Source organism: Pseudomonas lactucae (assembly GCF_016937615.1).
Lineage (GTDB): Bacteria > Pseudomonadota > Gammaproteobacteria > Pseudomonadales > Pseudomonadaceae > Aquipseudomonas > Aquipseudomonas lactucae.
In genome coordinates, this window is the sequence record NZ_JAFHKI010000014.1 from 12,691 (window position 1) to 35,645 (window position 22,955).

23 protein-coding genes and 4 pseudogenes are annotated in these 22,955 nt (G+C 62.7%); 14 read left to right on the forward strand and 13 right to left on the reverse strand.

What is annotated here, in order from left to right; genetic code table 11:
- Positions 1–36 precede the first annotated feature (36 nt).
- Together JWR98_RS03145 and JWR98_RS03150 are read left to right on the forward strand one after the other, a co-directional pair.
- Positions 37–480 carry a hypothetical protein gene (locus JWR98_RS03145; protein ID WP_078733619.1) on the forward strand — a complete coding sequence of 148 codons (444 nt, stop codon included), beginning with the start codon at positions 37–39 and terminating at the stop codon, positions 478–480.
- A 77-nt stretch (positions 481–557) separates the two neighbouring features.
- A pseudogene (locus JWR98_RS03150) lies at positions 558–1,822 on the forward strand (oxygen-independent coproporphyrinogen III oxidase).
- 39 nt (positions 1,823–1,861) lie between these two features.
- Here the strand turns inward: JWR98_RS03150 and cobA are convergent.
- From cobA to JWR98_RS29675, 11 genes and pseudogenes are all read right to left on the reverse strand, one after another.
- A complete protein-coding gene (cobA, locus tag JWR98_RS03155; protein ID WP_078733566.1) occupies positions 1,862–2,686 on the reverse strand; it encodes a uroporphyrinogen-III C-methyltransferase in 825 nt (274 codons plus the stop codon).
- Positions 2,687–2,731: 45 nt separating this feature from the next.
- Complete coding sequence (nirJ, locus tag JWR98_RS03160; protein WP_078733565.1) at positions 2,732–3,913, reverse strand: heme d1 biosynthesis radical SAM protein NirJ; 1,182 nt, start codon at positions 3,911–3,913, stop codon at positions 2,732–2,734.
- Between the two features lie 12 nt (positions 3,914–3,925).
- Complete coding sequence (gene ahbB, locus JWR98_RS03165) at positions 3,926–4,426, reverse strand: siroheme decarboxylase subunit beta (RefSeq protein WP_078733564.1); 501 nt, start codon at positions 4,424–4,426, stop codon at positions 3,926–3,928.
- Positions 4,401–4,844, reverse strand: coding sequence for an Lrp/AsnC family transcriptional regulator (locus tag JWR98_RS03170; RefSeq protein ID WP_078733563.1), 444 nt, complete (start codon positions 4,842–4,844; stop codon positions 4,401–4,403). Before JWR98_RS03170 ends, ahbB (JWR98_RS03165) begins: the two co-directional genes overlap by 26 nt.
- On the reverse strand, positions 4,837–5,325 hold the full coding sequence (ahbB, locus tag JWR98_RS03175; protein WP_205489279.1) for a siroheme decarboxylase subunit beta: 489 nt from the start codon (positions 5,323–5,325) through the stop codon (positions 4,837–4,839). The genes JWR98_RS03170 and ahbB (JWR98_RS03175) overlap by 8 nt, the downstream gene beginning before the upstream one ends.
- Before the next feature lie 23 nt (positions 5,326–5,348).
- A complete protein-coding gene (locus JWR98_RS03180; RefSeq protein ID WP_078733561.1) occupies positions 5,349–5,807 on the reverse strand; it encodes an Lrp/AsnC family transcriptional regulator in 459 nt (152 codons plus the stop codon).
- Position 5,808: 1 nt separating this feature from the next.
- The gene (locus JWR98_RS03185; protein ID WP_078733560.1) at positions 5,809–6,978 is read right to left on the reverse strand and encodes a cytochrome D1 domain-containing protein; all 1,170 of its coding nucleotides are present in this window, start codon (positions 6,976–6,978) and stop codon (positions 5,809–5,811) included.
- Positions 6,975–7,292 carry a c-type cytochrome gene (locus JWR98_RS03190; protein ID WP_205489270.1) on the reverse strand — a complete coding sequence of 106 codons (318 nt, stop codon included), beginning with the start codon at positions 7,290–7,292 and terminating at the stop codon, positions 6,975–6,977. Before JWR98_RS03190 ends, JWR98_RS03185 begins: the two co-directional genes overlap by 4 nt.
- Positions 7,293–7,308: 16 nt before the next feature.
- Positions 7,309–7,623 carry a c-type cytochrome gene (locus JWR98_RS03195; RefSeq protein WP_205489271.1) on the reverse strand — a complete coding sequence of 105 codons (315 nt, stop codon included), beginning with the start codon at positions 7,621–7,623 and terminating at the stop codon, positions 7,309–7,311.
- 24 nt (positions 7,624–7,647) lie between these two features.
- Positions 7,648–9,201, reverse strand: a pseudogene (locus tag JWR98_RS03200) (cytochrome D1 domain-containing protein); the annotation flags it as partial.
- Positions 9,186–9,320 (reverse strand): hypothetical protein, encoded by a 135-nt coding sequence (locus JWR98_RS29675; RefSeq protein WP_263974471.1) that lies wholly within the window; start codon positions 9,318–9,320, stop codon positions 9,186–9,188. The gene JWR98_RS29675 and the pseudogene JWR98_RS03200, both read right to left, overlap by 16 nt.
- Positions 9,321–9,515: 195 nt before the next feature.
- Here JWR98_RS29675 and JWR98_RS03205 point away from each other — a divergent pair, with 195 nt between their 5' ends.
- From JWR98_RS03205 to JWR98_RS03235, 7 genes and pseudogenes are all read left to right on the forward strand, one after another.
- Complete coding sequence (locus JWR98_RS03205; RefSeq protein ID WP_078733557.1) at positions 9,516–10,292, forward strand: CbbQ/NirQ/NorQ/GpvN family protein; 777 nt, start codon at positions 9,516–9,518, stop codon at positions 10,290–10,292.
- Complete coding sequence (locus tag JWR98_RS03210; protein ID WP_078733556.1) at positions 10,276–10,839, forward strand: cytochrome c oxidase subunit 3; 564 nt, start codon at positions 10,276–10,278, stop codon at positions 10,837–10,839. The genes JWR98_RS03205 and JWR98_RS03210 overlap by 17 nt, the downstream gene beginning before the upstream one ends.
- 7 nt (positions 10,840–10,846) lie before the next feature.
- Positions 10,847–11,077, forward strand: coding sequence for a cytochrome C oxidase subunit IV family protein (locus JWR98_RS03215; RefSeq protein ID WP_078733555.1), 231 nt, complete (start codon positions 10,847–10,849; stop codon positions 11,075–11,077).
- A 507-nt stretch (positions 11,078–11,584) separates the two neighbouring features.
- On the forward strand, positions 11,585–14,143 hold the full coding sequence (locus JWR98_RS03220) for a hypothetical protein (RefSeq protein ID WP_205489273.1): 2,559 nt from the start codon (positions 11,585–11,587) through the stop codon (positions 14,141–14,143).
- A gap of 159 nt (positions 14,144–14,302) precedes the next feature.
- On the forward strand, positions 14,303–14,743 hold the full coding sequence (locus tag JWR98_RS03225; RefSeq protein ID WP_078733553.1) for a c-type cytochrome: 441 nt from the start codon (positions 14,303–14,305) through the stop codon (positions 14,741–14,743).
- Between the two features lie 3 nt (positions 14,744–14,746).
- Positions 14,747–16,168, forward strand: a complete 1,422-nt coding sequence (locus JWR98_RS03230; protein ID WP_205489274.1) for a cbb3-type cytochrome c oxidase subunit I — start codon at positions 14,747–14,749, stop codon at positions 16,166–16,168.
- Between the two features lie 65 nt (positions 16,169–16,233).
- Positions 16,234–18,072, forward strand: a pseudogene (locus tag JWR98_RS03235) (nitric oxide reductase activation protein NorD).
- Here JWR98_RS03235 and JWR98_RS03240 read toward each other — a convergent pair.
- Both JWR98_RS03240 and JWR98_RS03245 read right to left on the reverse strand, forming a co-directional pair.
- A complete protein-coding gene (locus JWR98_RS03240; RefSeq protein WP_205489275.1) occupies positions 18,066–18,257 on the reverse strand; it encodes a protein DnrP in 192 nt (63 codons plus the stop codon). The pseudogene JWR98_RS03235 and the gene JWR98_RS03240 sit on opposite strands and share 7 nt — an antisense overlap.
- Positions 18,254–18,937, reverse strand: coding sequence for a Crp/Fnr family transcriptional regulator (locus tag JWR98_RS03245; protein WP_205489276.1), 684 nt, complete (start codon positions 18,935–18,937; stop codon positions 18,254–18,256). Before JWR98_RS03245 ends, JWR98_RS03240 begins: the two co-directional genes overlap by 4 nt.
- Positions 18,938–19,188: 251 nt before the next feature.
- Here JWR98_RS03245 and JWR98_RS03250 point away from each other — a divergent pair, with 251 nt between their 5' ends.
- The 5 genes and pseudogenes from JWR98_RS03250 to JWR98_RS03270 form a co-directional block, all read left to right on the forward strand.
- Complete coding sequence (locus JWR98_RS03250) at positions 19,189–20,379, forward strand: NnrS family protein (RefSeq protein ID WP_078733548.1); 1,191 nt, start codon at positions 19,189–19,191, stop codon at positions 20,377–20,379.
- A gap of 9 nt (positions 20,380–20,388) precedes the next feature.
- Positions 20,389–20,808: a hypothetical protein gene (locus JWR98_RS03255; RefSeq protein WP_078733547.1), complete on the forward strand. Its 420-nt coding sequence runs from the start codon at positions 20,389–20,391 to the stop codon at positions 20,806–20,808.
- Between the two features lie 99 nt (positions 20,809–20,907).
- Positions 20,908–21,555, forward strand: coding sequence for a pyridoxamine 5'-phosphate oxidase (gene pdxH / locus JWR98_RS03260; RefSeq protein WP_205489277.1), 648 nt, complete (start codon positions 20,908–20,910; stop codon positions 21,553–21,555).
- 84 nt (positions 21,556–21,639) lie between these two features.
- Entirely contained in the window at positions 21,640–22,194 is a 555-nt protein-coding gene (gene moaB, locus JWR98_RS03265) for a molybdenum cofactor biosynthesis protein B (RefSeq protein WP_078733545.1), read from the forward strand.
- A pseudogene (locus JWR98_RS03270) lies at positions 22,191–22,955 on the forward strand (molybdopterin molybdotransferase MoeA); the annotation flags it as partial. The gene moaB and the pseudogene JWR98_RS03270, both read left to right, overlap by 4 nt.

Consider the following 22,955-nt stretch of genomic DNA (forward strand, 5'->3'; position numbering starts at 1 on the left):
CACACTGCAGGCCCCGGCGCGACCTGCGAGGCCATCATGCTTTACCTGTTATTTCTTCTGGCCCACCTGTTCGCTGCGCTGATCTTTATCGGCACGGTGTTTTTCGAGGTGTTGATCCTCGGGCATTTGCACCGGCACTTGCCGATCCGCGTCATGGTGTTGGTGGAGCAGGGCGTCGGTCGTCGGGCGCGGGTGCTGATGCCCTGGGTGTTGCTGGTGCTGTTCGGCGCGGGGCTCGGCATGGTTTGGTTGCGTTACTTGCCGGTGCTCGCCGCGCCTTTGGCTTCGTCCTTCGGCACCTTGCTGGCCCTCAAGCTGACCCTGGCCGCCAGCGTGCTCGCGCATTTTTTGCTGACCATGGCAAGGATGCGCTGGGGCACCATCAGCGCGCGCTATATCCGTCTGGTGCACCTGAGCCTGTTCGGCCACATGATCGCGATTGTGCTGTTGGCCAAGAGCATGTTCTACCTCACCTGGTAAAGCCCTTGATGCACATCAAGGTGGGCTGTGGCGTCGCACCGGACAATGGCTCACCGTCGCCTGCTCCGGAGCCCGTCATGCACACCGTCATTCCACGCGCTCGCGCCTGCCACGCCCAGGGCGTGCTGGACCTTAACGGGCACGCCGACAGGCGCAGGTTCCACGCCGGTGTCGGCTCCCTCGATGTGCTGCGTGCCCTGCGCGCCAGCCGCCAATGCCAACGCCCGCTGGCCCTGACCCTGCACTGGCCCGCCAGCCCGCCAAGCGCTATGTACCGCCGCAGCCTGGCCCAGGAAATCCAGCTGGTCGGCTGCCACCTGGGCGTCGCCAGCCGCTGGACTATCTGCAGTGGCGCGGGGCAGCGCCGATTGACGATGTGCAGGCGCTGATGACGGCCCTGCGCGAGCGCTTCAATTTCCTTGAGCACGGCCGCGGCGACTACGGCATCGATCTAGACCCGCGCCACACTGATTGGGCCGCTGTGGGCCTGCTGCGTGAGCTGGGCTTTAACCGCGTCTGCATCGGCGTGCCCGACGCCCGTGCCGAGGAGGCCCTGGCCGATTTCCGCAACCCGGCACCGATCCAGTCGCTGATCGATGCGGCGCGGACTTTCGACTTCCGCTCGGTCAGTGTCGACCTGGGCTACGGCAGCGCCTGGCAGACCCTCGCCAGTTTCGAGCTGAAGCTGGCCAGCCTGATCGCCCTGGAGCCGGACCGCCTGCACGTGTTCGATTATGCCCAGCCACCCAGTCGTTACCTTGCGCAGCCGCTTCAGACGCTGTGCGCCGAGGCGGATAAAACCGCCATGCGCCAGATGGCCTTCGAGCACCTCGACGCAGCAGGCTACCACTACATCGGCCTCGGCCAATTTGCCCGTGGCGACGACGACCTCACCCAGGCCCAGGAACGCGGTCGGCTCAGCCGTACCTGCGAAGGGTTCAGCCTGCACGGGTATTGCGATCACATTGGGCTGGGCCTGGGCGCCATCAGCCAGATCGACACCTTGTGCGCGCAAAACACCAGCGCCGAACGCCCCTATGCCCAGGCCCTGGACAACGGCCAACTCGCCACCTGCCAAGGCTGGCAGCGTGAAACCGGCGACGCGTTGTGCGATCACGTGGTGGAACGCCTGGCCTGTGACCTGGAAGTGGATATCCAGGCGATCGAGCGGCGTTACGGGCTGATCTTCAGTCGGTATTTCGCGGCCATCTGGCCGGTGCTGGAACAGTGGGACCGTGAGGGCCTGATCGAACTGTCGGCGCAGTTCCTCTGCGTGCTGCCGGCCGGGCGCCGGCAGGTGGATGAGTTGTGCGCGGTGTTTGCCGCGCTGCATGGCATTTAAACCTAGGGGCTCATTCAAGCTGTGTAGAGGCCTATCGCTTCATAGCGCCACCGGTTGACGCGGCGCCGCCAGGCTGGCCGGGTAGTGCAGGATGGCGTCGGCGAACAGGTTCACCACCTGGCCGATCACCGTCAGGGTGGGCACGCTCGGCTCGCAGTCGGCGGCCAGAGTGGGCAATTGGCGCAAGGTGCCACGGGCGACATGCTGGTCAGCGCGCGCGCCATTGCTGATCAGCGCCGCCGGGGTGTCGGCCGGCAAACCGGCGGCCACCAGGTGTTCGGCGATCAGCGCCAGGTTCGACAAACCCATGTAGAACACCAGGGTCTGGCTCGGCTCCGCGAGGCTGGCCCAAGGCAGTTTCAATGCACCGTCGCGCTGCAGGTGGCCGGTGACGAAACGGCAGGAGTTGACCAGGTCGCGGTGGGTCAACGGGATACCGGCATAGGCGCTGCAACCGGCCGCGGCGGTGATACCCGGCACCACCTGACAGGGGATGTCCCGCGCCAGCAGGTACTCCAGCTCCTCGGCGCCGCGCCCGAAGATAAACGGGTCGCCGCCCTTGAGGCGCACCACCCGTTGGCCTTCGTCCGCCAGCTCGGCCAGCAGCGCGTTGAGTTGATCCTGGGGCAGGCTGTGGTAACCGCTGGCCTTGCCCACGTAGTGGCGGGCACAGCTCAAGGGGATCAAGGCCAGCAGCTCGGCGCTGATCAGCCGGTCGAACACCACGGCATCGGCCTGCATCAACAGGCTCCAGGCACGCAGGGTCAGCAGGCGTGGGTCACCGGGGCCGGCACCGACCAGCGCGACTTCGCCGGGGTGGAAAGGGCTGTGCAGACTGGCGGGTAAGGCGGTGGGTGTGTGCATGCGACGTCCTTGGTTGTTCATCAGGTTGGGCGGCCCCCGGTTGTGTCACCGGGTGGTCGAGCAAGGGATCAGGTTGGCCGGCTGGCGGGCGATCTCGGCATCGCTGAAATAGCAACCGGGGTCCGCGCCCCAGAGGTCGCCGTCGGCCCAGGCGCGGGTGCGCGTATTGCCGTTGCAGATCGACAGCCAGCGGCAGTCGGTGCAGCGCCCGCCGATGGCGCGCGGGTGTTCGCGTAGGCGCAGCAGCAAGGGGTCGGGCTGCTCCAGCCAAAGTTGGCGGAACGGCGTGTGGCGCACATTGCCGACCGAGTGCTGCCACCAGTAGGTGTCCGGGTGCACTTCGCCGGTGTTATCGATATTGGCGATGCCGCTGCCGGACGCATTGCCGCCCCAGCCATGCAACAGGTGTTCAAGCTGCGGGTAATGCTCGGGCAAATGCTGATGCACCCATTGCAGCAACAGAATCGCGTCGGCGTCGTTATTGCCGCTGACAAAGTCGCTGTTCACACCGTTTTCAATGTCGCTCCAGGCCTGGCGAAAAATCAGTGCCATGGCATCGCGGCTCATCTGGCGGTGCGCATCCAATTGGCGACTGCGTTTGCCGCGCCCGCTGTAGTTGAGGTGCGACAGGTAGAACTTTTGCACATCGTAGTCACGCATCAGCGTCAGCAGTTGCGGCAACTGCGCATGGTTGGCCTGGGTCAGGGTGGTGCGCAGGCCCACGCGAATCCCGGCATCGCGGCACAGGCGAATGGCGTGCATCGAGCGCTGGAAACTGCCGTGCATCTGGCGGAAGGCATCGTGGGTCGCTTCCAGGCCGTCGATGCTGATGCCCACATAATCGAAGCGGGCGTCGGCGATCTGTTGGATATTGGCCTCATTGATCAACGTGCCGTTGCTCGACAGCGCCACGAAAAACTTCAGTTTGCGTGCATAGGCGCTGAGTTCGAAAAGGTCCTCGCGCAGCAGCGGTTCGCCACCGGAGAGGATCAACACGCGCACGCCGGCCGCGTGTAAATCATCAATCACCTGTAAGGCCGCCGGGGTGTCCAGCTCATCGCGAAACACGCTGTCGGCGCTGGTGGCGTAGCAGTGTTTGCAGGTGAGGTTGCAGCGCCGCAGCAGGTTCCAGATCACCACCGGTGCGCGCGGGCTGCCGGGGGCCGGGGTGCGGGGAGGCGGGCATTGGCCGGCGAGGGTGCGCAGGTACTGGCTGATCCGCAGCATGGGGCATTCCTTCTAGTGCGAGGGGGTCAGGCGCAAGCCGGTTTTTTTCAGGATGCGGCTGCTCAGCAGCATTTCGTCGGCGTGGCAGGCATCGCCGAGTAAACACCGCAGGTGCTCGCGGTAGCTGTCGATTTCCTCGCGGCTGCGCCCATGCACCATGGCGAACAGGTTGTACGGCCAACCCACACGCCGTGGACGGCGGTAGCAATGGCTCACAAACGGCTGCGCGCCGATCAATTCACCCAGGCGCGGCATCTGCTCATCGGCCACGTCCCACACGGTCATGCCGTTATGGCGATAGCCCAGGCGGTAGTGGTTGGGCACGGCGGCGATGCGCCGGATCGCGCCTTCGGCCTGCAGGCGCTTGAGCAGGTCGAGGGTGGTTTCGACGCTCAGGCCCAGTTGCTCGGCCAGCCACGCCCAGGGATCTTCCACCAGCGGCAGGCCGCTTTGGGTCAGAGCGACCAAACGCAGGGCCAGGGTGTTGTCAGACCGGCAAATACAGACCGACATGGTAGGTGTGCTCCTTCGGCAGGTTGAGCGCCGCCAGCCCCGTCAGGGCCTCGATGCGCGACAGGGTGGCGGCCAGTTCCGCTTGGCTGGCGCAGGCCAGCACGAACCACATGTTCCAGCGGTGATCGCGACGGTAGTTGTGGGCGACCTGGGGCAGGGCGTTGAGCTGGGCGGCGACCGCCTCGAACTGCGCCTCGGGCACGGCCAGGGCGGCCAGCGTGAAGGCGCCGCCCAAGCGTTCGATATCGAACATGGGACCCATGCGCGTGAGTACGCCGTCTTCGAGCAAGTCATACAGGCGGTCCAGCACGTCACTCGGGCGGCAGTGCAGCTCCTCGGCCACCTGCCGCCAGGGCTGGCGCACCAGCGGCAGGCCGCGTTGCAGGCGGTTGATCAAGCGGCGGTCGAGATCATCCATGGGCCCAGGCCTGTGAAGACGGCGGCGCAAATCGCCCACCGCATTGTTTGAACGCTTGGGTGCTGAACAGCAGTTGGTGGGGCAGGTCGCTGAGTTGTTGCCGGTGCAGCAACGCCTGGATAAGCGCGGCAACCGCTTCGCGCTCGCGGCCATGCACCATGCAGAACAGGTTGTAGCGCCACTGCGGCAAGCGCCGTGGCCGCTGGTAACACAGGTTGACCCCGGCGGCGCGACCCAGGCGCGTGCCTACTTCGTTCACCAGCGCGTCCGGCACATCCAGCACCAGCATGGCGTTGGCCACGAAACCCAGGGCGCGATGGTTGAGCACCAGGCCGACGCGGCGGAACAAGCCTTGCTCTTGCCATTGGCGCATCTGCTGCAGGACCTGGTCGTGATGGGCACCGATCTGCTCGGCGAGGTTGTCGTACGGCCGCGCCACTAGAGGCAGGCCGCGCTCCAGGCACTGGCGCAGGTCGAGCATTTGTTCGTGGCTAAGCGGCGTTATCACGGGTGCGCTCCCAGGGAAAAGCCGAGGTCGATGCGATAGGCTGCGAGCATCGGCAGATCCAGCGGGATCAGGCCAGTGTCCCTTTCCAGCTCATCGAGGATCTGCTGCAGGTGTTGGCGATGCGGGCCGGTCAATACAAACCACAGGTTGTAATGGTGTTCGCGGGCATAGTTGTGGTTGACCTCCGGGTACTGGCTGACGCGCCGCGCCACCTGTTCCAGGCGCTCGACCGGCACCGCCAGCGCGGCCAGGGTGCTGGCGCCGGCGCGGGTGTGTTCGAACACCGGGCCGATGCGTGAGAGGGCGCCGGCCAGTTCCAGGCGTTGCAGGCACGCCATCAACTCGGCTTCGCCGCGGCCCAACACCTGGGCCATTTCCCGGTATGGTTCGGCGCACAGCGGCATGCCGTGCTGGTAACGCTCGATCAACTGTTGGCTGAGCAGGTCAAGGTCCATCTCAATACCCCATTTTTTGTGCACGGCTGCTGAAGAAGATTCCGCTGGGGCTCAAGGCCGGCAAGGTCTTGAGCAAGGTCAGGCGATAGGGGTCCCAGACCTGCACCTGTTCGCCGTCGCGCACCGACAGCCACAGCTGCTCGCCACGCCCGGTGAACTCCATATGCAGCACGCCGGGACCGGGGCGCAGGTCGGCGACGATCTGGTGGGTTTCACTGTCGATCACCTGGACGCGGTCGTTGTCCGGGTAGGCGAAGTTGACCCACAACTGGCGCCCGTCCGGCCGCGCGGTGACGAAAATCGGCTGGCCGGCCACGGCAATCGCGGCGGTCTGTTGCCAGCTGCGCGCATCCATCACCAGCACTTGGTGCCGACCCACCGCCGGCACAAATGCCTGGTTGTCGGCCACGGCCCAGCCCTCAAGGTGGGGCATCTTGTAGACCGGCAGTCTGGCCTGGCCACGGCCGTAGTCGGCCAGCACGCGCTTGACGCCGTGCTCCGGGTGCCAAAGGTCGAGTTGGGCCATGCCGTCTTCACCGAACAGCCCGGCCATGTAGTAACGCCCATCGGCGGTGATCAAGGCGTCGTAGGGTTGCTCGCCGATACCGCTGAAGCGCGTGATGCGCGGCGTGTTGCCCTGGCTGAAATCGGCGCTCCAGATCTCGCCGCTGTCGAACAGGCTGAACACGAAACGTTGGCCGGGCGCATCCACCAGGCCCACCACTCGCGAGCGTTTGCCGTCGGGTAACAGGCTGGCGGGGATATCGGCGACCAGCGCCAGGGTGGTGGCATCGAACACCTTGACCCCGCCGGGCTGATAGTTGGACACGGCAATCAGGCGCCCATCCTGGCTGATGGCGCCGCCGATGCTGTTGCCGCCCTGGATGATGCGTTTTTCAATGCGCAGGCCCAGCAGGTCGATCTGGGTCAGCCCGCCGTCACGGCCAAAAATATAGGCCATCCGCTGGTCGCGGGAAAACACCACCGAGGCGTGGGACAAGTCACCCAGGCCATCGATGCGCGCCAGCGTGGTCATGCCGCTGGTTTCAATGATTTGCGCACTGGCGCTGGCGCGTTCGATCACCAGGCCCAGGTCGCCGCTGCCGCGCAACGGTGGTTGGGCGCAGGCGCCGAGCAACAGGCAGGCGGTTAAAAGCGTGGGGCGGATCATGGTGCGGGGCTTCCTTGCAAGAGGCGGTCGACCAGCCAGGCGATGTCATCGGCGCTGAGCAAGGGCGCCCAGCCCGGCATCGCGCGGGTGGGGCGGCCGTAGGTCACGGTGGCGATCAGGCTGTCGCGGCTGTGCCCGGCCAGGGCCTGGGGTGTCAGCGCCGGGCCGAGGCCGCCGGTGAGGTGGAGGCCGTGGCAGGCGCCACAGTCCTGGGTCAGCAGGTGTTCAAGGCGGGCAGCGTCCGGGGTGGCCGCCGCTCGTGCGGGAATCAGCAGGAGCAGCGCCATGGCTGTACCGATCATCGATGCTTGCATGGCGCGCTCCTTGTGCTTATTTCAAGGTCATGACCCAGTCGGCCAACACCTTGGCTTCGTCATCCGTTACCGGGTTCGGCGGCATTGGAATAGGCCCCCAATTACCCTGGGTGCCGTTCTTGATATGGCTGGCCAGAGTGGTGGCGGCGTCTTTCCCCCCGGCATTTTTAGCGGCAACGTCTTTCAACGCCGGGCCGACCAATTTGCTGTCGAGGGTGTGGCAGGCGGCGCAGGGTTTGCTGTTGAACAACGCCAGGCCGTCTCGCGCCAGCGCCGGCTGCAAGCCGAGCGCAGCGGCGCAAGCCAGCAGTGCGAGGAGAATATTTTTCATTCGGTAACCTCGTGTTGATGGGGCTCAATAAATGTCGTGTTGGGTGTTGTAGACGTTGAATTTTCCGGTCGGCGTGATCAGGCGCTTGTCCCTGATCACCTGCTTGAGCTTCAAGGTCTTGTCGTCGATCACCACCAACGCCGACTCTTCGGTCTGGCCGTTCCACACCGAGAACCACACCTCGTCGCCGGCCTTGTTGTATTCCGGTTGCACCACGCGCAGCGCGCCTTGCTTGATCCCCGAATACTCGGCAATCGGCAGCACGCTGTAGCCCTTGTCCAACTGGTCGATGTCGAACACCGCCACCGACTGGCTCAGCTTGGTATCAGGGTTGAGGGTGGTGTCGACGTACAGATGGTGGGAGTTGGGATGGGTCTTGATAAACAGCGAACCACCGCCCTGGCCCTTGAGCGATTCCACCTGTTTCCAGGCGTACTGCGCGTGCTTGACCGGGTCGGTACCGATCAGCGAAATGCCGTTGTCGCCCAGGTGGCTGGTGGCCCATACCGGTCCATAGGTGGGGTGGATGAAGTTGGCGCCACGGCCTGGGTGCGGGGTCTTGCCTACGTCTACCAGTGCGGTGAGCTTGCGCTCCCTGGAGTCGATCACCGCGACCTTGTTGGAGTTGTTCGCGGCGGTCATGAAGTAGCGGTGGGTGCTGTCCCAACCGCCGTCATGCAGGAACGGCGCGGCGTCAATGGTGGTGATGGTGAGGTTCTTGATGTCCTGGTAATTGACCAGCATCACCTTGCCGGTTTCCTTGATGTTGACGATGAACTCCGGCCATTCATGGGAGGCAATGATCGCCGCCACACGCGGTTCGGGGTGGTACGCCTGCGTGTCCACGGTCATGCCGCGGGTGGACACGATCTGTTTGGGCTCCAGGGTTTCGCCGTCCATGAGGGTGAACTGCGGCGGCCAATAGGCACCGGCAATCGTGTACTTGTCCTCATAGCCCTTGAACTTGGAGGTCTCCACCGAGCGCGCTTCGATGCCTACCTTGATTTCGGCGACCTTGGTCGGCTCGGCGGGCCACAGGTCGATCATGTCGATCTTGGCGTCGCGGCCGATCACCAGCAGGTAGCGCCCCGAGGCCGAGATTCGCGAGATGTGCACGGCGTAGCCGGTGTCGATGAGCTTGACGATCTGTTTGGTGTCGCCATCGACCAGGGCGATCTTGCCGTCGTCGCGCAGGGTCACGGAAAACAGGTTTTCCAGGTTGAGCGTGTTCAGCTGTTTCTTCGGTCGGTCGGTGGGTTTGACCAGCACCTTCCAGGTCTTGAGCGTCTCGGCCATGCCCCATTCCGGCGGGGTGGGCGCGGTGTGCTGGATGAAGGTGGCCATGCTACTGATCTGCGCCTTGGTCAACGCATTGGAGGTGCCCCAGTTCGGCATGCCGGCGGGGGAGCCGTAGGTGATCAGTGCTTCCAGATAAGCCTGACCACGGGCCTGGGTGATGTCCGGCGTCAGTGGTTTACCAGTGGCACCTTTGCGCAGCACGCCGTGGCAACCGGCGCAGCGTTCGAAATAAATCTGCTTGGAGGTGTCGAAATCGGCCTGGCTCATGTCCGGCGCGCGGCGGTCTTTACCAGGGCGGGTTGGGCGGTGCCATGGGCGGTCAAGGGCAGTGCCAGGGCCAGTGCGCAGCTCAGTGCGGCGAGGCTCGGGGTGAAGGTGGTTCGGTGGCGAGTCAGCATTCCATTTACTCCTCAGGCAAGACCTTTACGATGCCGCGCAACAGGGTGCGGGGCGCAGGTTCTTAATGCCCGGCCAGACTATGGCGCCGTGTTGCAATGCTCGCTTGACGGCGATCAAGTTTGCCTTGGGTAGCGCTTGCCAGGTTGTCGCAGGCGCCCTTAGCGTGGCCGTCAAACCCGCTTTGGATAACCCCGATGACTGAGCCTTTCTATCAACCGCTGGGCAACGAACAGCAGCTGTTCGAACACGCCTGGCAGCACCGCATGCCGGTGCTGATCAAGGGTCCCACCGGCTGCGGCAAGACCCGTTTTGTGCAGCACATGGCGCACCGTCTCAACCTGCCGTTGTACACCGTGGCCTGCCACGACGACCTGAGCGCCGCCGACCTGGTCGGCCGCCACCTCATTGGTACCCAGGGCACCTGGTGGCAGGACGGCCCACTGACCCGCGCCGTGCGCGAAGGCGGCATCTGCTACCTGGACGAAGTGGTGGAAGCGCGCCAGGACACCGCCGTGGTGTTGCATCCGGTGGCCGATGACCGCCGCGAGTTGTACTTGGAACGCACCGGCGAAGTGGTCAAGGCGCCGCCGTCGTTCATGCTGGTGGTGTCGTATAACCCTGGTTACCAGAACCTGCTCAAGGGCATGAAACCCAGCACGCGCCAGCGCTTTGTCGCCATGCGTTTCGATTATCCGGCGCCCGAGTGGGAGGCGCGCATCGTGGCCCTTGAGGCCCAGGTGGATAACGCGCTGGCGGTTGAGATCGTGCGTTTGGGCCAGGCCTTGCGCCGCCTCGACCAACACGACCTGGAGGAGGTGGCCTCCACACGCCTCTTGATCTTCACCGCCCGCCTGATCGCCGCTGGCATGCCCCCGCGCGAAGCCTGCCTGGCCTGCCTGGCCCAGGCCCTGAGCGACGACCCGCAGACTGTCGCGGCGCTGATGGACGTGGTGGATGTGCACTTTGCCTGAGCCCCGGCGGCTGCCGGGGGACCTGGCGATGTGGTTTTTCATCCTCGCTGAATTGACCGTGTTTGCGCTATTGATCCTGGCGTTTGCGATTGCCCGGCTGTTGGCACCCCACGTGTTCGCTGAAGGGCGTGCGCAGCTGGATACCTCGACTGGCCTGGCCATGACCTTGAGCCTGCTGACGGCCGGGTTGCTCGCAGCGTTGGCATTGCAGCAGGTACGTCACGGCGGCTCACGGCGTGGTGCCGGCCTGTTTGTGGCCGCGTTGCTGGTGGCATCGCTGTATGTGGGGATCAAACTGACGGAGTACAGCCACCTGGCGGGCGCGGGGCTGGGGATGGAGCACAGCCGGTTCTTCACCTTGTACTGGATACTTACGGGTTTTCACTTCCTGCATGTGCTGTTGGGAATGGTGATTCTGGGATGGCTGGCGGTGGCGTGTGGGCGCCATGGGATGACGGTCAGCGGCGTGGAGTCCGGGGTGTTGTATTGGCACATGGTGGATCTGGTGTGGGTAGTGCTGTTTCCGGTGGTGTATGTGATGGGGTGAGGGCGCAATGGCGGGATTGGTGCTGTGTTGGCTGGGTTTGATTGTTTTGAGCGTGGGCACGCTGGTGGCGGGGGCGTCCGGGTTTTGGTGGGGCGTGTTGTTGCTGGCGGTGGCCAAGGCTTGGGTGATCGTCGATGGGTTTATGGAACTGCGGCGTGCGCGTTGGGTGTGGCGTGGGTTGGTGCTGGGGTGGGCGTTTGTGGTGATGGGGTTGAGTACCTATCCGTTGCTTCGGTAGCGCTCCTCATTGATGCATGGGTATCTCACAACTTTGGCGTGGCCCTGAACCTGTGGCTATGAGATCAAGATCAAAAGCCAGAGCCTGTGGCTATTTAACTGATGCCCCGCGAACTAGTGTGGGAGGGTGCTTGTTCGATTTAGGTAATCCTTTTTTACACTGTTACAACTGACTACTCCGTAGTCCCCACAGCGAGTTCCGTCAAAATCCCGTTTTTAATTTGTCATACCTGTCCACGTATCAAGGTGGAACTTTTTGAACTAGTGCGGCCACCCAAGACAGCCAATTAACTTCACTCAACACCAACAATCTGCCAGGATTTTTGTCGTGCCCCGTTTCCTTAAGGAATAGTCGTATTATTTAAAGCGGTACCTGATTCCCCAGCCGATCAACACGTCATCATCCAACCGCAATGTATTGAAATGGAGCAAAACAAGGGTACGGACACCAACACCATTACGTTCAGATGAACATTTGATTGTATGTCCTCTAAGCAATGAGCTAGTCATGAATATAAATCCGTCCTCCTCGCTGTTGTCTGCCTCCTCCACTTCAACACCCGTGCATACGCGTCACGTCCGAGCCAGTCATAACTCACCCCTTGCTCCACCTCCGTCTTCCGCGCAGTCAAACAAGCTGGAACTGAATACCTATAACACTACAATTTATGGAACAAACACCCTTTCTCCGCCTACGTCGAGCTATACGATACAAGAGCGCACGCAACGTATCGATGCTTATGCCGATCGTGTAAAAGCACAGATCGCAAACATAGAAAGTGGTCGCGAAGGCGAAAGAAACGTTAAGTTCCAGACTGTTCGCCAGTTCATGGAACCCTCGGGATACTTTAGTGCCGGTTTGTTGGCCGCCGGGTACGACCCGCATGAAAAAATCACGGTGACCTTCACCTCTTACACCGGAATGGGCAAACCTGATGTACTGACGGATACCCAAAAACGCACCTACTCTGCCTGGGAAATTGCAGCGGGTGCCCTGGCGCACGATAGGGTGCAACGAGGGGGGCCGCTCAATTTCCAGTTCATGCGTGTCGAGCCGACCGATCAGAGCAGGGTCAACGACCTCGAAGCGCACGGCAAAAATCTCCAAAGTCATTGGGAAAATGAAATAGCCTCGCCGATGCGTGACGCCTCGGGCGTATTGGCGCAACGTTCGGGAAAAGCCGATGCCTACCTGATACGCGGAACCCTGCAAAGCTTATCCAATAATAAAGAGGCCTTTGAAAAGTTAAGTTCCGAAGGACAGGATGCGCTCAAGCGAACACTCGAACGGAATGCACAGGTCATTATCCCGAATATCTATGGATATCATTTGTCAGGCTATGTGTTTATTCCACTCCATCCTTATGATGGCAATTATGAAAATAGACCCAATAAAGGAATAATGATTGATTTAAAAAATGGAACAGCTCGCGAAATACAGGGGGATAATGAATTTGCCGACTGGGCCAAAGACAATCGTGACGCTTTATTGAGTCGTTTCAATGCGAGGGATCTGCAAGGAGGAAAAGATGCTCATTGGCCATCGGCCAGGTATGTGCTCGACAATTTGATTGCGGGTAATAGCTCTCATTACCCAGGCTATCGAAGCCTGGTGTCGGACGAGGCCATACCGGTTCGGGAACTTTTTAACTACACCCGAGCACGTGACACTGATTATGCGTTGAAATACGGTAATTTGAATAATGAGATCGCCCCCCGGTATCAAGCAGTCAACGCTAACAATGCGGTATGGTCCGACCAAACGGAGGTGTTTGGCTCTTCTCAGCAAAGCTGGAAGAACGCTAAAGATTTTTGGGGCGAAACGTTCGGCCGTCTACCCATCGTGGGGACCACTGGCAATATTGTCTTCGGTGCCCATGATGGGATCTACGGCATGACGCTTGATGACCGTGTTGGAGGAAATGCCGCAGCCGTCATATCAAGCCTGCAACTGGCGCACGAAGTGCTACCGGTCGGAATAGAAACTGAGCTGGGTGAGCCTCATATGGGCTCCGCCAATCCTCAGAAATTCAGCTGGCGATACAACTCGAAAACGAATGATTTTGAGTTGGTGCGAGCGCCATCGCCTCAGCCAGTCGTACCGGCTGAAACGCCAGGTTCCATCGATGGCTTTATCGATTGGGTTTATGACTTCCTGTCAAAAGAAGAGGCACAACCCCAACTGTCCAAACAGGAATTAATAGAGTTTCGAGACAAATATAACTCCTCACGCTCTCCAAGTAGTCGTGCAAATTTTGACAATGGCTATAACTCAGGAAAACTGGAAGATGTACCCGGGTATTCCGCCTCCATGACCATGCGCGACCTGATAAAAATGGCGTCTGAGCCCTGGCGTTCGGCGCAAGAGGTCGGCACGTTGTCCCGGGAAATTTCACGGCTGAAAATCAAGCTTATTCAAGAGGGACATCCCCTTTTTCAACAAGACATACAGAACGCCGGCGGCAAGCTCACCCCCATGCCCCAAGAGTTTTACCTCAGCCAAACCCACAATCTGGGTTCCTTGGGGGAGTGCGCCGCCATGGCGAATACCATGGGGTTGGCCATGGAATCAGGGCAAGAAAATGTATTTCTGGGCAATTTGTTCAAAGCGGCGGCCAGACCCGAAGAACCCGCATCCGTTGAGTTCATAAAAAAGCTGACGACCCTTCAGAACCGCATGAATGATATAGATCTCTTCCACACAGGCCCCACCAGGCAGGTCCCGTATGGCGAAATAATCGCGGACCTCGCCAATTCCGTCGAGACGAAGACACTGCGAATCAGCTCGAAAAACCACGCCTTGCTGGCGGGCGTCAATATGGACGGGGAGGTCCCAAAATGGTTTTACTTCGATCCTAACTTCGGCCTGGCAACGTTTGACACCCCACAAGCATTTCAGGCTGGGCTGGAGCGCACACTGAATAGAGGCACCAGCCCCTTCAGGCTTCAAGCACTTGGCAACGATCCGGCCGTGCCTGAGTACACCATCAGCGACTTCAAAGGCGGGGACTATGCGGGCAACGGTCTCGGGGCGACGATGAGGGATTTGTTCACCAAGGAGCTCTAGGCAATCGAGGCCGTGCAACGAGCGCGGGCAGGTGGCCGATAACGGCATTATCGGCCCAAAAATACCCTACCGGAATCATCAACATTTCTTGATCGCCATCAAGCGGTTTTAACGCTCCACCTTCCTATCATGGCATTGCCAAGCCATGAGGACGCGAGCATGTCAGAGACCTTCACCAAAGGCATGGCCAGGAACATCTACTTCGGGGGAAGCATTTTCTTCTTCCTGATTTTCCTGGCCCTGACCTATCACACCGAACAAACCTTTCCCGCCCGCAGCAACGTCGACCAGCTCACCGAAGCGGTGGTGCGCGGCAAGGGCGTGTGGGAGCGCAATAACTGCATCGGCTGCCACACCTTGCTGGGCGAGGGCGCGTACTTTGCGCCTGAGTTGGGCAATGTGTTCAAGCGCCGAGGCGGTGAAGAAGGCTTCAAGCCGTTCCTGCATGCCTGGATGAAGATGCAACCCCTCGGTGTGCCGGGACGACGGGCCATGCCGCAATTCAACCTCAGCGACCAGGAGGTGGACGATATGGCCGAGTTCCTCAAATGGAGCTCGAAGATCGACACCAATAACTGGCCACCGAACAAGGAGGGCTGAGACATGCGCACTGCCAATCCATACTTGAAATTCCAATCCCAGGCCGTGGCCAAACCCTATTTTGTGTTTGCCCTGATGCTGTTTGTCGGCCAGGTGCTGTTCGGCCTGATCATGGGCCTGCAATACGTGGTGGGTGACTTTCTGTTCCCGCTGATTCCATTCAACGTGGCGCGGATGGTCCATACCAACCTGCTGATCGTGTGGCTGCTGTTTGGCTTCATGGGTGCCGCCTATTACCTGGTACCCGAAGAGGCCGATCGCGAACTGCATAGCCCGAAACTGGCGATCCTGTTGTTCTGGGTGTTTGCGGTGGCGGGGGTGTTGACCATCCTTGGCTACCTGTTGGTGCCCTATGCGGCGCTGGCCAAGCTGACCCACAACGAACTGCTGCCGACCATGGGGCGTGAATTCCTCGAGCAACCGACCATCACCAAGATGGGCATCGTGGTGGTGTGCCTGGGCTTTTTGTACAACATCGGCATGACCCTGCTCAAGGGCCGCAAGACCACCGTGAGCATGGTGATGATGACCGGGCTGATCGGCCTGGCGGTGTTCTTCCTGTTCTCCTTCTACAACCCCGGCAACCTGGCGCGGGACAAATTCTACTGGTGGTGGGTGGTACACCTGTGGGTGGAAGGCGTGTGGGAATTGATCATGGGCTCGATGCTGGCGTTCGTGCTGATCAAGGTCACCGGCGTCGACCGCGAAGTGGTAGAAAAATGGCTCTACGTGATCATCGCCATGGCGTTGATCACCGGGATTATCGGCACCGGTCACCACTTCTTCTGGATCGGTGCGCCCGAGGTGTGGCTGTGGGTCGGTTCGATCTTCTCGGCGCTGGAGCCGCTGCCGTTCCTGGCGATGGTGATGTTCGCCTTCACCATGGTCAAACGTCGTCGGCGCCAGCACCCCAACCGCGCGGCCACGTTATGGGCCAAGGGCACCACCGTCACGGCCTTTTTCGGCGCCGGGGTGTGGGGCTTCCTGCACACGCTGGCACCGGTCAACTTCTACACCCACGGCACCCAACTCACCGCAGCCCACGGGCACCTGGCGTTCTTTGGCGCCTACGCAATGATCGTGATGACGCTGATCAGCTACGCCATGCCACGCTTGCGCGGTATCGGTGAAGCGCCGGACCCGCGCTCGCAGGCTCTGGAGATCCGGGGCTTCTGGATCATGGTGCTGTCGATGGTAATGATCACGCTGTTCCTCACCGCCGCCGGTGCCGTGCAGGTGTGGCTGCAACGCTGGCAAGTGGACGGGGTGGCCTTGCCCTTCATGGCGACCGTGGAACATTTGCAGGGGCTGTTCTGGGCGCGATTGGCCGCCGGCGTGATGTTTATGTTCGGCTTGCTTTGCTACCTGTTCAGCTTCCGCCAGCGCGCCCGGGTGGCTGGAGCACCGGTGCCAATCGTCTACTGAAGGTGCCCCTCCCACATTCGGCTCACGGTGTACCTGTCGAATAACCAGCATTTGGAGCCCGTTCCATGGCCTTTACCCTTGAATTGGAAGAGTGGGTCGGCAGTGCCTGGCATCGCTTTATCACGCGCCGCGCCAGTGTGGATTTCCCCGAGGCGCAGGTTCACCTGGCCGACCAGCAGCGCAGCCTGGCGCTGCTGTTTCGCGCCCTCGGCGGTGCCGGCGGTATCGCCCTGGAAGCCGCCGCCGAGCGTGACTTGCTGTTGCGGCGCAATGTGCTGATGCGCATCGCCGGCACCTGCAGGCAGGCGCCGCTGGCCTGCTGTGACGGCAGCCGTTTGCGCCTGCCGGCCAGCCTGGCGGTGTTTCCCCAGGCCGCGCTCAACCGCGAACTCTACCGCTGGCTGGCGCTGCTGGCGGCGCAGTCGGGACCGATGACCCATTGGGCGCGCGACAACCAGCGCTGGACCTGGCTGCTGTTGCAGCGTTACCCGGCGCTGCTGCCCAGCTACCGGCGCCTGGTGGACGCACACATTGCGCTGCGTCCCGACCCCGCCACCTTGCGCCCCGACGACGCGGCCCTGGAAAAGCTTGCGCAAGGCCCTGCGCGAACCCGGCAGTGTGCGCCGGCTGCCACGCAGCGAGCGGCCGCCTGGCCATTGCCCCTGTGGCTGTACCCACCCTTGCAACTGGACACGCCCCAAGCCGGCGACCTCGATGACGAAGGCGAGGACCTGTCGACCCTGCCAGGCCAACACACCGGCGCGCCCAACCGCGCCACGCGCCTCGATGACCACAGCCACGACGGCGGCCTGCTGGTGGTGCGCCTGGAAAACCTGTTCAGTTGGACCGAGCACGTCGACCTTGATCGCTGGACCGACGACAGCCAGGACCCGGACGCCGCCCGTGTCGCCGATGACCTCGACCAGTTGAGCCTGTCGCGCCAGCGCGTGCGCAAGAGCGGTGGTCTGAAACTGCATCTGGACCTGCCGCCCGCTGATGTCGATGACATTCCCCTGGGCGAAGGCCTCAAGCTGCCCGAGTGGGATTATCGTCAACAATGCCTGCAACCCGGTTTCGTCAATCTGCTATTGATGCAGCCACGTGCCGATGCACCGCAACCCTTACCGGCCCGATTACTCGGCCCGGCGCAGCGTCTGCGCCGTCAATTCCAGCAACTGCGCACCGACCGCCAATGGCTGCGCCAACAACCCCAAGGCACGGAACTGGACCTGCAGGCCTGGGTGGATTTTTACGTGCAACGCCAACACGGCGCCTGTACCGAACGCGGCTTGTACCAGGAGCAACGCCACGCCCGGCGCGACCTAGCGTGCCTGCTGCTGGCGGACTTGTCGATGTCCACCGACGCCCATCTTAACGACACGCAAAAGGTCATCGACGTGATCCGCGACAGCCTGTTGCTGTTCGGCGAAAGTCTGGCCGGGCTGGGGGATGCGTTTGCGCTGTATGGTTTCTCGTCCCTGCGCCGTCATCATGTACGCCTGCAACAACTCAAAACCTTCGAGCAACCCTATGACGACCGTACGCGCGGCTGCATCCAGGCGCTCAAACCGGGGTACTACACGCGCATGGGCGCCGCGATCCGTCAGGCCACCCATTTGCTGGGCAAGCGCAAACAACGGCACAAACTGTTGCTGCTGCTGACCGATGGCAAACCCAATGACCTGGACCTGTATGAGGGCCGCTACGGGATCGAAGACACCCGCCAGGCGGTGGCGCAGGCGCGGCGCCAGGGCCTGGTACCGTTCTGCATCACCATCGACAAACAGGCTGCGGACTACTTGCCCTACCTGTTCGGCGCCCATGGCTACACCCTGATCCGCCAGCCGGAGCAATTGCCGCTGCGCTTGCCCCAGTTGTACCGGCAATTGACCGAGCGTCAGTAAAAGTCGCGCGGCAGCCAGAGGAACATCGCGATGCAAAACAGCGCCAGGCCCAGGCAGAACCACTGGAAACGCCTCAATCGGCGCGCTTGCAACAACGCGTCCGCAGTGGGCAGGGGCGTCGCGCAGCCCGCGCAATCGTCGCGTGTGTCGGCATTGCGGCGCTGGCAATACAGGCAGGTTTTCACTCGAATTGCTCCAGGCGCAGCCGATCGAGGATGACGATCTGGCGACCGTCCTGGGTGATGATTTTTTCGTCGATCAGGCGTCGGATAATCCGCGAGAAGGTTTCGGGCTGGATCGACAAATGCCCGGCAATCAACTGCTTGGCCATGGGCAGTTCGAACGTCGTGTCGGCGCCGCTCAAGTGCATCAGTTGCGTCAGCAGATAGCGCACCACACGGTGGGTGGCGTTTTTCAGCGACAGCGTTTCGATCTCGTTGACCCGCTGATGCAGGCGCACACACAGCTTGCCGAGCAGGGCGAAAGTCAGGCGGCTGTTGCTGTGAAGCAGGCGCGTGTAGGCGGCGTTGGACAACCGGTACAGCTGAGTGGGGCACACCGCTTCGGCACAGGCCACATAGTTGGGGGTGTCCATCAGCATCATGGCTTCGGCGAAGGTCTGGCGTTCGCCGATCACCTCGAACACCTTCTCCTGACCGTCGGGGGTCAGCCGGTAGATCTTCACGGCGCCGGCGATCACGAAGTAAAACGCATCGGCCGGTTCACCCTGGCGGAACAGCGGTTCGCCCTTGTCGATGCTCAGTAATTGGCTGTTGCCCATCAGCGTGTCGAGTTCCTCCTCGTTCAGCGGTTCGAACAGGTGGTGGCTGCGCAGGATCTGGTGATGCACACGATGCAAGACCATGCCGGGCTCCTTGAATACCAGCGGGGCGTTCACACCAGCACCAGCGACAGGCCGCTGGCGGCGGCCAGCATGGCACCGACAATCACAAACCAGGCGAGGGGGACACAGGCGTTTTTCATACGGGCTCCAGGTGACGGTAAACGTGCAGGCGCCAGCGTAAATGCTCGCGCCGCCGCGCGACTTGATCCAAGACAAGGGGGGCGCACGCGCACCGGCGCAAAATCGTCGCAGTCCTGAAGGGAGACCGTGTTATGCAAGTGCTTGATCGACGCAAGGCCATGGCGATTACTCCGTTGTTTCGCCTGGCCTTCCGGCCATTTTTCCTCGGTGCATGCCTGTTAGCGGCGCTGGCCGTTCCCCTCTGGCTGCTGGCCCTGGGAGGCGCCACCGGCAGTTGGCAACCGGCCGGCGGCTGGCTGGCCTGGCATCGGCATGAGCTGCTGTTCGGCTTTGGCGTGGCGATGATCGCCGGGTTTCTGCTCACGGCCGTGCAGACCTGGACCGGTCGGCCCGGCCTCAGCGGGGCGCCGTTGGCGGGGCTGGCCGCGCTGTGGCTGGCGGCGCGGCTGGGTTGGCTGTTGAACCTGCCCTGGCCGTTGCTGGCGCTGCTGGAGCTGAGCTTCCCACTGGCCGTGGCCGGGGTGATGGGGTGGACGCTGTGGCAGGTGCGACAACAGCGCAACTATCCGATTGTGCTGGTGTTGCTGCTGTTGGCCGTGGCGGATGGCATTGCCCTGTACGGGCTGTTGCGCCAGGACGACGGCTGGCAGCGCCAGGCGGTGCTCACCGGTTTGTGGCTGGTGGCGGCGATGATGGGCCTGATCGGCGGCCGTGTGATTCCGTTTTTCACCCAGCGTGGGTTGGGCCGGGTCGAGGCGGTAAAGCCCTGGCCGTGGCTGGACCGTATATTGCTCGGCGGTTCGATCCTGGTGGCGCTGGCTTATGCGGGCGGGTTGGCCGCGTCGCCCAGCCTGTGGCTCGGCGCGTTGTTCGCGGCCCTTGGCATCGGCCACCTGCTGCGCCTGGTGCGCTGGCATGACCACGGCCTGTGGCGCGTGCCGCTGCTGTGGTCGTTGCACCTGGCGTATGCGTGGCTGGCGCTGGCCTGCCTGGGCATGGCGCTGTGGAACGTCGGTGCGCCGCTCAACCCGAGCCTGGCGGTGCATGCGCTCACCCTGGGCGCCATGGGCGGCTTGATCCTGGCGATGATCGCGCGGGTCAGCCTGGGCCATACCGGCCGGCCCTTGCAGCCGCCGGGCGGGATGACCCTGGCCTTTGCGCTGCTGAACCTGGCCTGCGTGTGCCGGGTGCTGCTGGTGCTGGTGTGGCCGGTGGCGGCGTTGTGGCTGGCCGGGCTGTGCTGGTCCGTCGGTCTCGGGCTGTACCTGTGGCGCTACGGGCCGATGTTGATGCAGTCGCGCGTCGATGGGCACCCTGGCTAGGAGAGACCGATGTTGTATTCGTGGTTATTGATCGTGCACCTGCTGGCGGCCATCGCCTTTATCGGCACGTTGTTTTTTGAAGTGGTGATCTGGCACAGCGCCCGGCACGAATTGGCCTGGTCGGCGCAGTTCACCGCCGAGCACGCGATTGCCCGGCGTTCACGCCAAGTGCTGCATGGCGTGGTGGTGCTGCTGTACGGCGCGGGTATCGGCCTGGCCTGGCACTACTGGGGCATGCCGTGGACCGGGCGTTTCGCGCTGCTGCTGAGCCTGAAAATCAGCCTGGCCCTGAGCATCATCGGCCACTACCTGCTGCTGGCGTACTGGCTGACCCACAAACGTCTGAGCCCCAGGCGGGCGGTGTGGATCCGGCGCAGCATCCTGGCGCACATGGTGCTGATCGTGATCCTTGCCAAGTCGCTGTGGTAGGGCCGTGCGGCGTCATGCCGCGGACGAATGTTGATCGCGGTCAAGGGATAACGCGGCGGTAGTTCCCACACTGTGGCGAACTTTCTGGAGGACCGCGCCATGCCCCTGTCTCTTGCGCAATTGCGCCGCAACTACACCCTGTATGGCTTGAGGGACGACCTTGTGCAGGCCGATCCCCTGGTGCTGTTCGGCCAGTGGCTCGACCAGGCGCGCAAGACCGAAGTGCCGCCGGCCGAGGCCAACAGCATGGCCCTGGCCACGGTCGACCGTGAGGGGCATGCCCATTGCCGCATCCTGTTGCTCAAGGGCTTCAGCGCCGACGGCTTTTTCTTCTTTGGCCATTATCAAAGCGCCAAGGGCCAGGAGCTGGCGAGCAATCCCCATGCGGCCATGACGTTTTTCTGGCCGGGCCTGGAGCGTCAGGTGCGCATTGAGGGCCCCGTGGTGCGTGCGCAGGCCCAACTGTCGGACGACTATTTCGACGCCCGTCCCGCCGCTAGCCAGTTGGGCGCCTGGGCCTCGCCGCAAAGCCAGCCCCTGGGCCATCGCAGCGAACTGGAAAGCCGCTTGCGCGAGGTCACTGAGCGCTTCGCCGGCCGCCAACCGCCACGCCCCGAACATTGGGGCGGCTTTTGCCTGCAACCGCGGCGCATCGAGTTCTGGCAAGGCCGCCCCGACCGCCTGCATGACCGTCTCGACTATCGCCTGCACGACGGTCACTGGCAGCGCACGCGGCTGGCCCCCTAACGGCATACCTCCTCCGAGGAATAGGCCCTGCGCCCATTGCGGCGCAGGCTTTGCAGCACTTTCCTGACGTTTGGAGCCTGGATCATGGCCCATTTGAAACAACGGCATTTCGTGCCACTGAACATCGCCGTGCTGACCATCAGCGACACCCGCAGCCTCGACACGGATACCTCCGGCCAGACCCTGGTGGACCGCTTGCAGCGCGCCGGCCATGTGCTGGTGGACCGAGGTCTGGTGATTGACGATATCTACCAGATCCGCGCGCAGGTTTCCCTGTGGATCGCCGACCCCGAGGTCCAGGTGGTGCTGATGACCGGTGGCACCGGCTTCACCGCCCGCGACAACACCCCCCAGGCTGTGCTGCCGTTGCTGGACAAACAGGTGGACGGCTTTGGCGAGCTGTTCCGCCAGGTGTCCCTGGCCGAAATCGGCATGTCGACCCTGCAATCGCGCGCGCTGGCCGGCGTCAGTAACGGCGTGCTGGTGTGTTGCATGCCCGGTTCGCCCGGCGCCTGTCGCACCGCGTGGGACCAGATCCTGCTCAGCCAGTTGGACAGTCGCACCGGCCCGTGCAATTTCGTGCCGCACCTCAAGCCGCAGCCTGATCAAGTGCTCGGCGCCTGCGAGGCACGGTCATGAGCGTGTGTGACAGCGGCGAGCTGTTGCCGGTGGACGTGGCCGTCGAACAACTGCTGGCCCAGGCGCCACCGCCACCGTCCACCGAGGTGGTGGCCCTGGGCGAGGCCCTTGGCCGGGTGACCGCCGAAGAGGTGTTCTCGCCCCTCGACCTGCCGAGCTGGGACAACAGCGCCATGGACGGCTACGCCCTGCGCGCCTTCGATGTGCCGGAGCAGGGCGGCTACCTGGTATTGGCGGGGCGGATCGCCGCCGGGCACAGCAGCGACGTACCGTTGCAGGCTGGGCAATGCGTGCGGATTTTTACCGGTGCGCCCCTGCGTCCGGCGCCGACAGTGTGGTGCCCCAGGAGCGCTGCCGCGTGTACGGCCAGCGTATCTGGTGCCCGCCGTTGCGCCTGGGCGAACACGTGCGCAAGCGCGGTGAAGAGCTGCAACGCGGCCAGCGCATCTTGAGCGCCGGCAAGCGCCTGCGCGCCCAGGAAATCGGCCTGCTGGCAGCGGCGGGCATCCCGCGCGTCAAGGTCTACCGGCCACTGCGGGTGTCGCCTGCTCAGCAGCGGCGATGAGCTGCGCGAGCCTGGCGAACCGCTGGCGCCGGACAGATCTACAACAGCAACCGCCATCTGGTCGCCGCGTTGCTGCGTGGCTGGGGCGTGCAAGTGCACGACTACGGCGTGATGGCCGATGCCCTGGCGGCCAGCCGCGACGCGCTGGCCCCTGGCGTCCCTCCGAGTGCGACCTGCTGCTGACCACTGGCGGTGT

Excerpts from the sequence above, each read along its gene's own strand:
- JWR98_RS03190 (WP_205489270.1), bottom strand. The coding sequence starts at position 7,292 with ATGCAAGCATCGATGATCGGTACAGCCATGGCGCTGCTCCTGCTGATT.
- JWR98_RS03230 (WP_205489274.1), top strand. The coding sequence starts at position 14,747 with ATGCGCACTGCCAATCCATACTTGAAATTCCAATCCCAGGCCGTGGCC.
- JWR98_RS03185 (WP_078733560.1), bottom strand. The coding sequence starts at position 6,978 with ATGATCCGCCCCACGCTTTTAACCGCCTGCCTGTTGCTCGGCGCCTGC.
- JWR98_RS03145 (WP_078733619.1), top strand. The coding sequence starts at position 37 with ATGCTTTACCTGTTATTTCTTCTGGCCCACCTGTTCGCTGCGCTGATC.
- pdxH (WP_205489277.1), top strand. The coding sequence starts at position 20,908 with ATGCCCCTGTCTCTTGCGCAATTGCGCCGCAACTACACCCTGTATGGC.
- cobA (WP_078733566.1), bottom strand. The coding sequence starts at position 2,686 with ATGCACACACCCACCGCCTTACCCGCCAGTCTGCACAGCCCTTTCCAC.
- JWR98_RS03250 (WP_078733548.1), top strand. The coding sequence starts at position 19,189 with ATGCAAGTGCTTGATCGACGCAAGGCCATGGCGATTACTCCGTTGTTT.
- JWR98_RS03210 (WP_078733556.1), top strand. The coding sequence starts at position 10,276 with ATGTGCACTTTGCCTGAGCCCCGGCGGCTGCCGGGGGACCTGGCGATG.
- ahbB (WP_205489279.1), bottom strand. The coding sequence starts at position 5,325 with ATGCTCGACCTGCGCCAGTGCCTGGAGCGCGGCCTGCCTCTAGTGGCG.
- JWR98_RS03255 (WP_078733547.1), top strand. The coding sequence starts at position 20,389 with ATGTTGTATTCGTGGTTATTGATCGTGCACCTGCTGGCGGCCATCGCC.
- ahbB (WP_078733564.1), bottom strand. The coding sequence starts at position 4,426 with ATGTCGGTCTGTATTTGCCGGTCTGACAACACCCTGGCCCTGCGTTTG.
- JWR98_RS03195 (WP_205489271.1), bottom strand. The coding sequence starts at position 7,623 with ATGAAAAATATTCTCCTCGCACTGCTGGCTTGCGCCGCTGCGCTCGGC.
- nirJ (WP_078733565.1), bottom strand. The coding sequence starts at position 3,913 with ATGCTGCGGATCAGCCAGTACCTGCGCACCCTCGCCGGCCAATGCCCG.
- JWR98_RS03220 (WP_205489273.1), top strand. The coding sequence starts at position 11,585 with ATGAATATAAATCCGTCCTCCTCGCTGTTGTCTGCCTCCTCCACTTCA.
- JWR98_RS03215 (WP_078733555.1), top strand. The coding sequence starts at position 10,847 with ATGGCGGGATTGGTGCTGTGTTGGCTGGGTTTGATTGTTTTGAGCGTG.
- JWR98_RS03225 (WP_078733553.1), top strand. The coding sequence starts at position 14,303 with ATGTCAGAGACCTTCACCAAAGGCATGGCCAGGAACATCTACTTCGGG.
- moaB (WP_078733545.1), top strand. The coding sequence starts at position 21,640 with ATGGCCCATTTGAAACAACGGCATTTCGTGCCACTGAACATCGCCGTG.
- JWR98_RS29675 (WP_263974471.1), bottom strand. The coding sequence starts at position 9,320 with ATGCTGACTCGCCACCGAACCACCTTCACCCCGAGCCTCGCCGCACTG.
- JWR98_RS03180 (WP_078733561.1), bottom strand. The coding sequence starts at position 5,807 with ATGGACCTTGACCTGCTCAGCCAACAGTTGATCGAGCGTTACCAGCAC.
- JWR98_RS03245 (WP_205489276.1), bottom strand. The coding sequence starts at position 18,937 with ATGGTCTTGCATCGTGTGCATCACCAGATCCTGCGCAGCCACCACCTG.
- JWR98_RS03205 (WP_078733557.1), top strand. The coding sequence starts at position 9,516 with ATGACTGAGCCTTTCTATCAACCGCTGGGCAACGAACAGCAGCTGTTC.
- JWR98_RS03170 (WP_078733563.1), bottom strand. The coding sequence starts at position 4,844 with ATGGATGATCTCGACCGCCGCTTGATCAACCGCCTGCAACGCGGCCTG.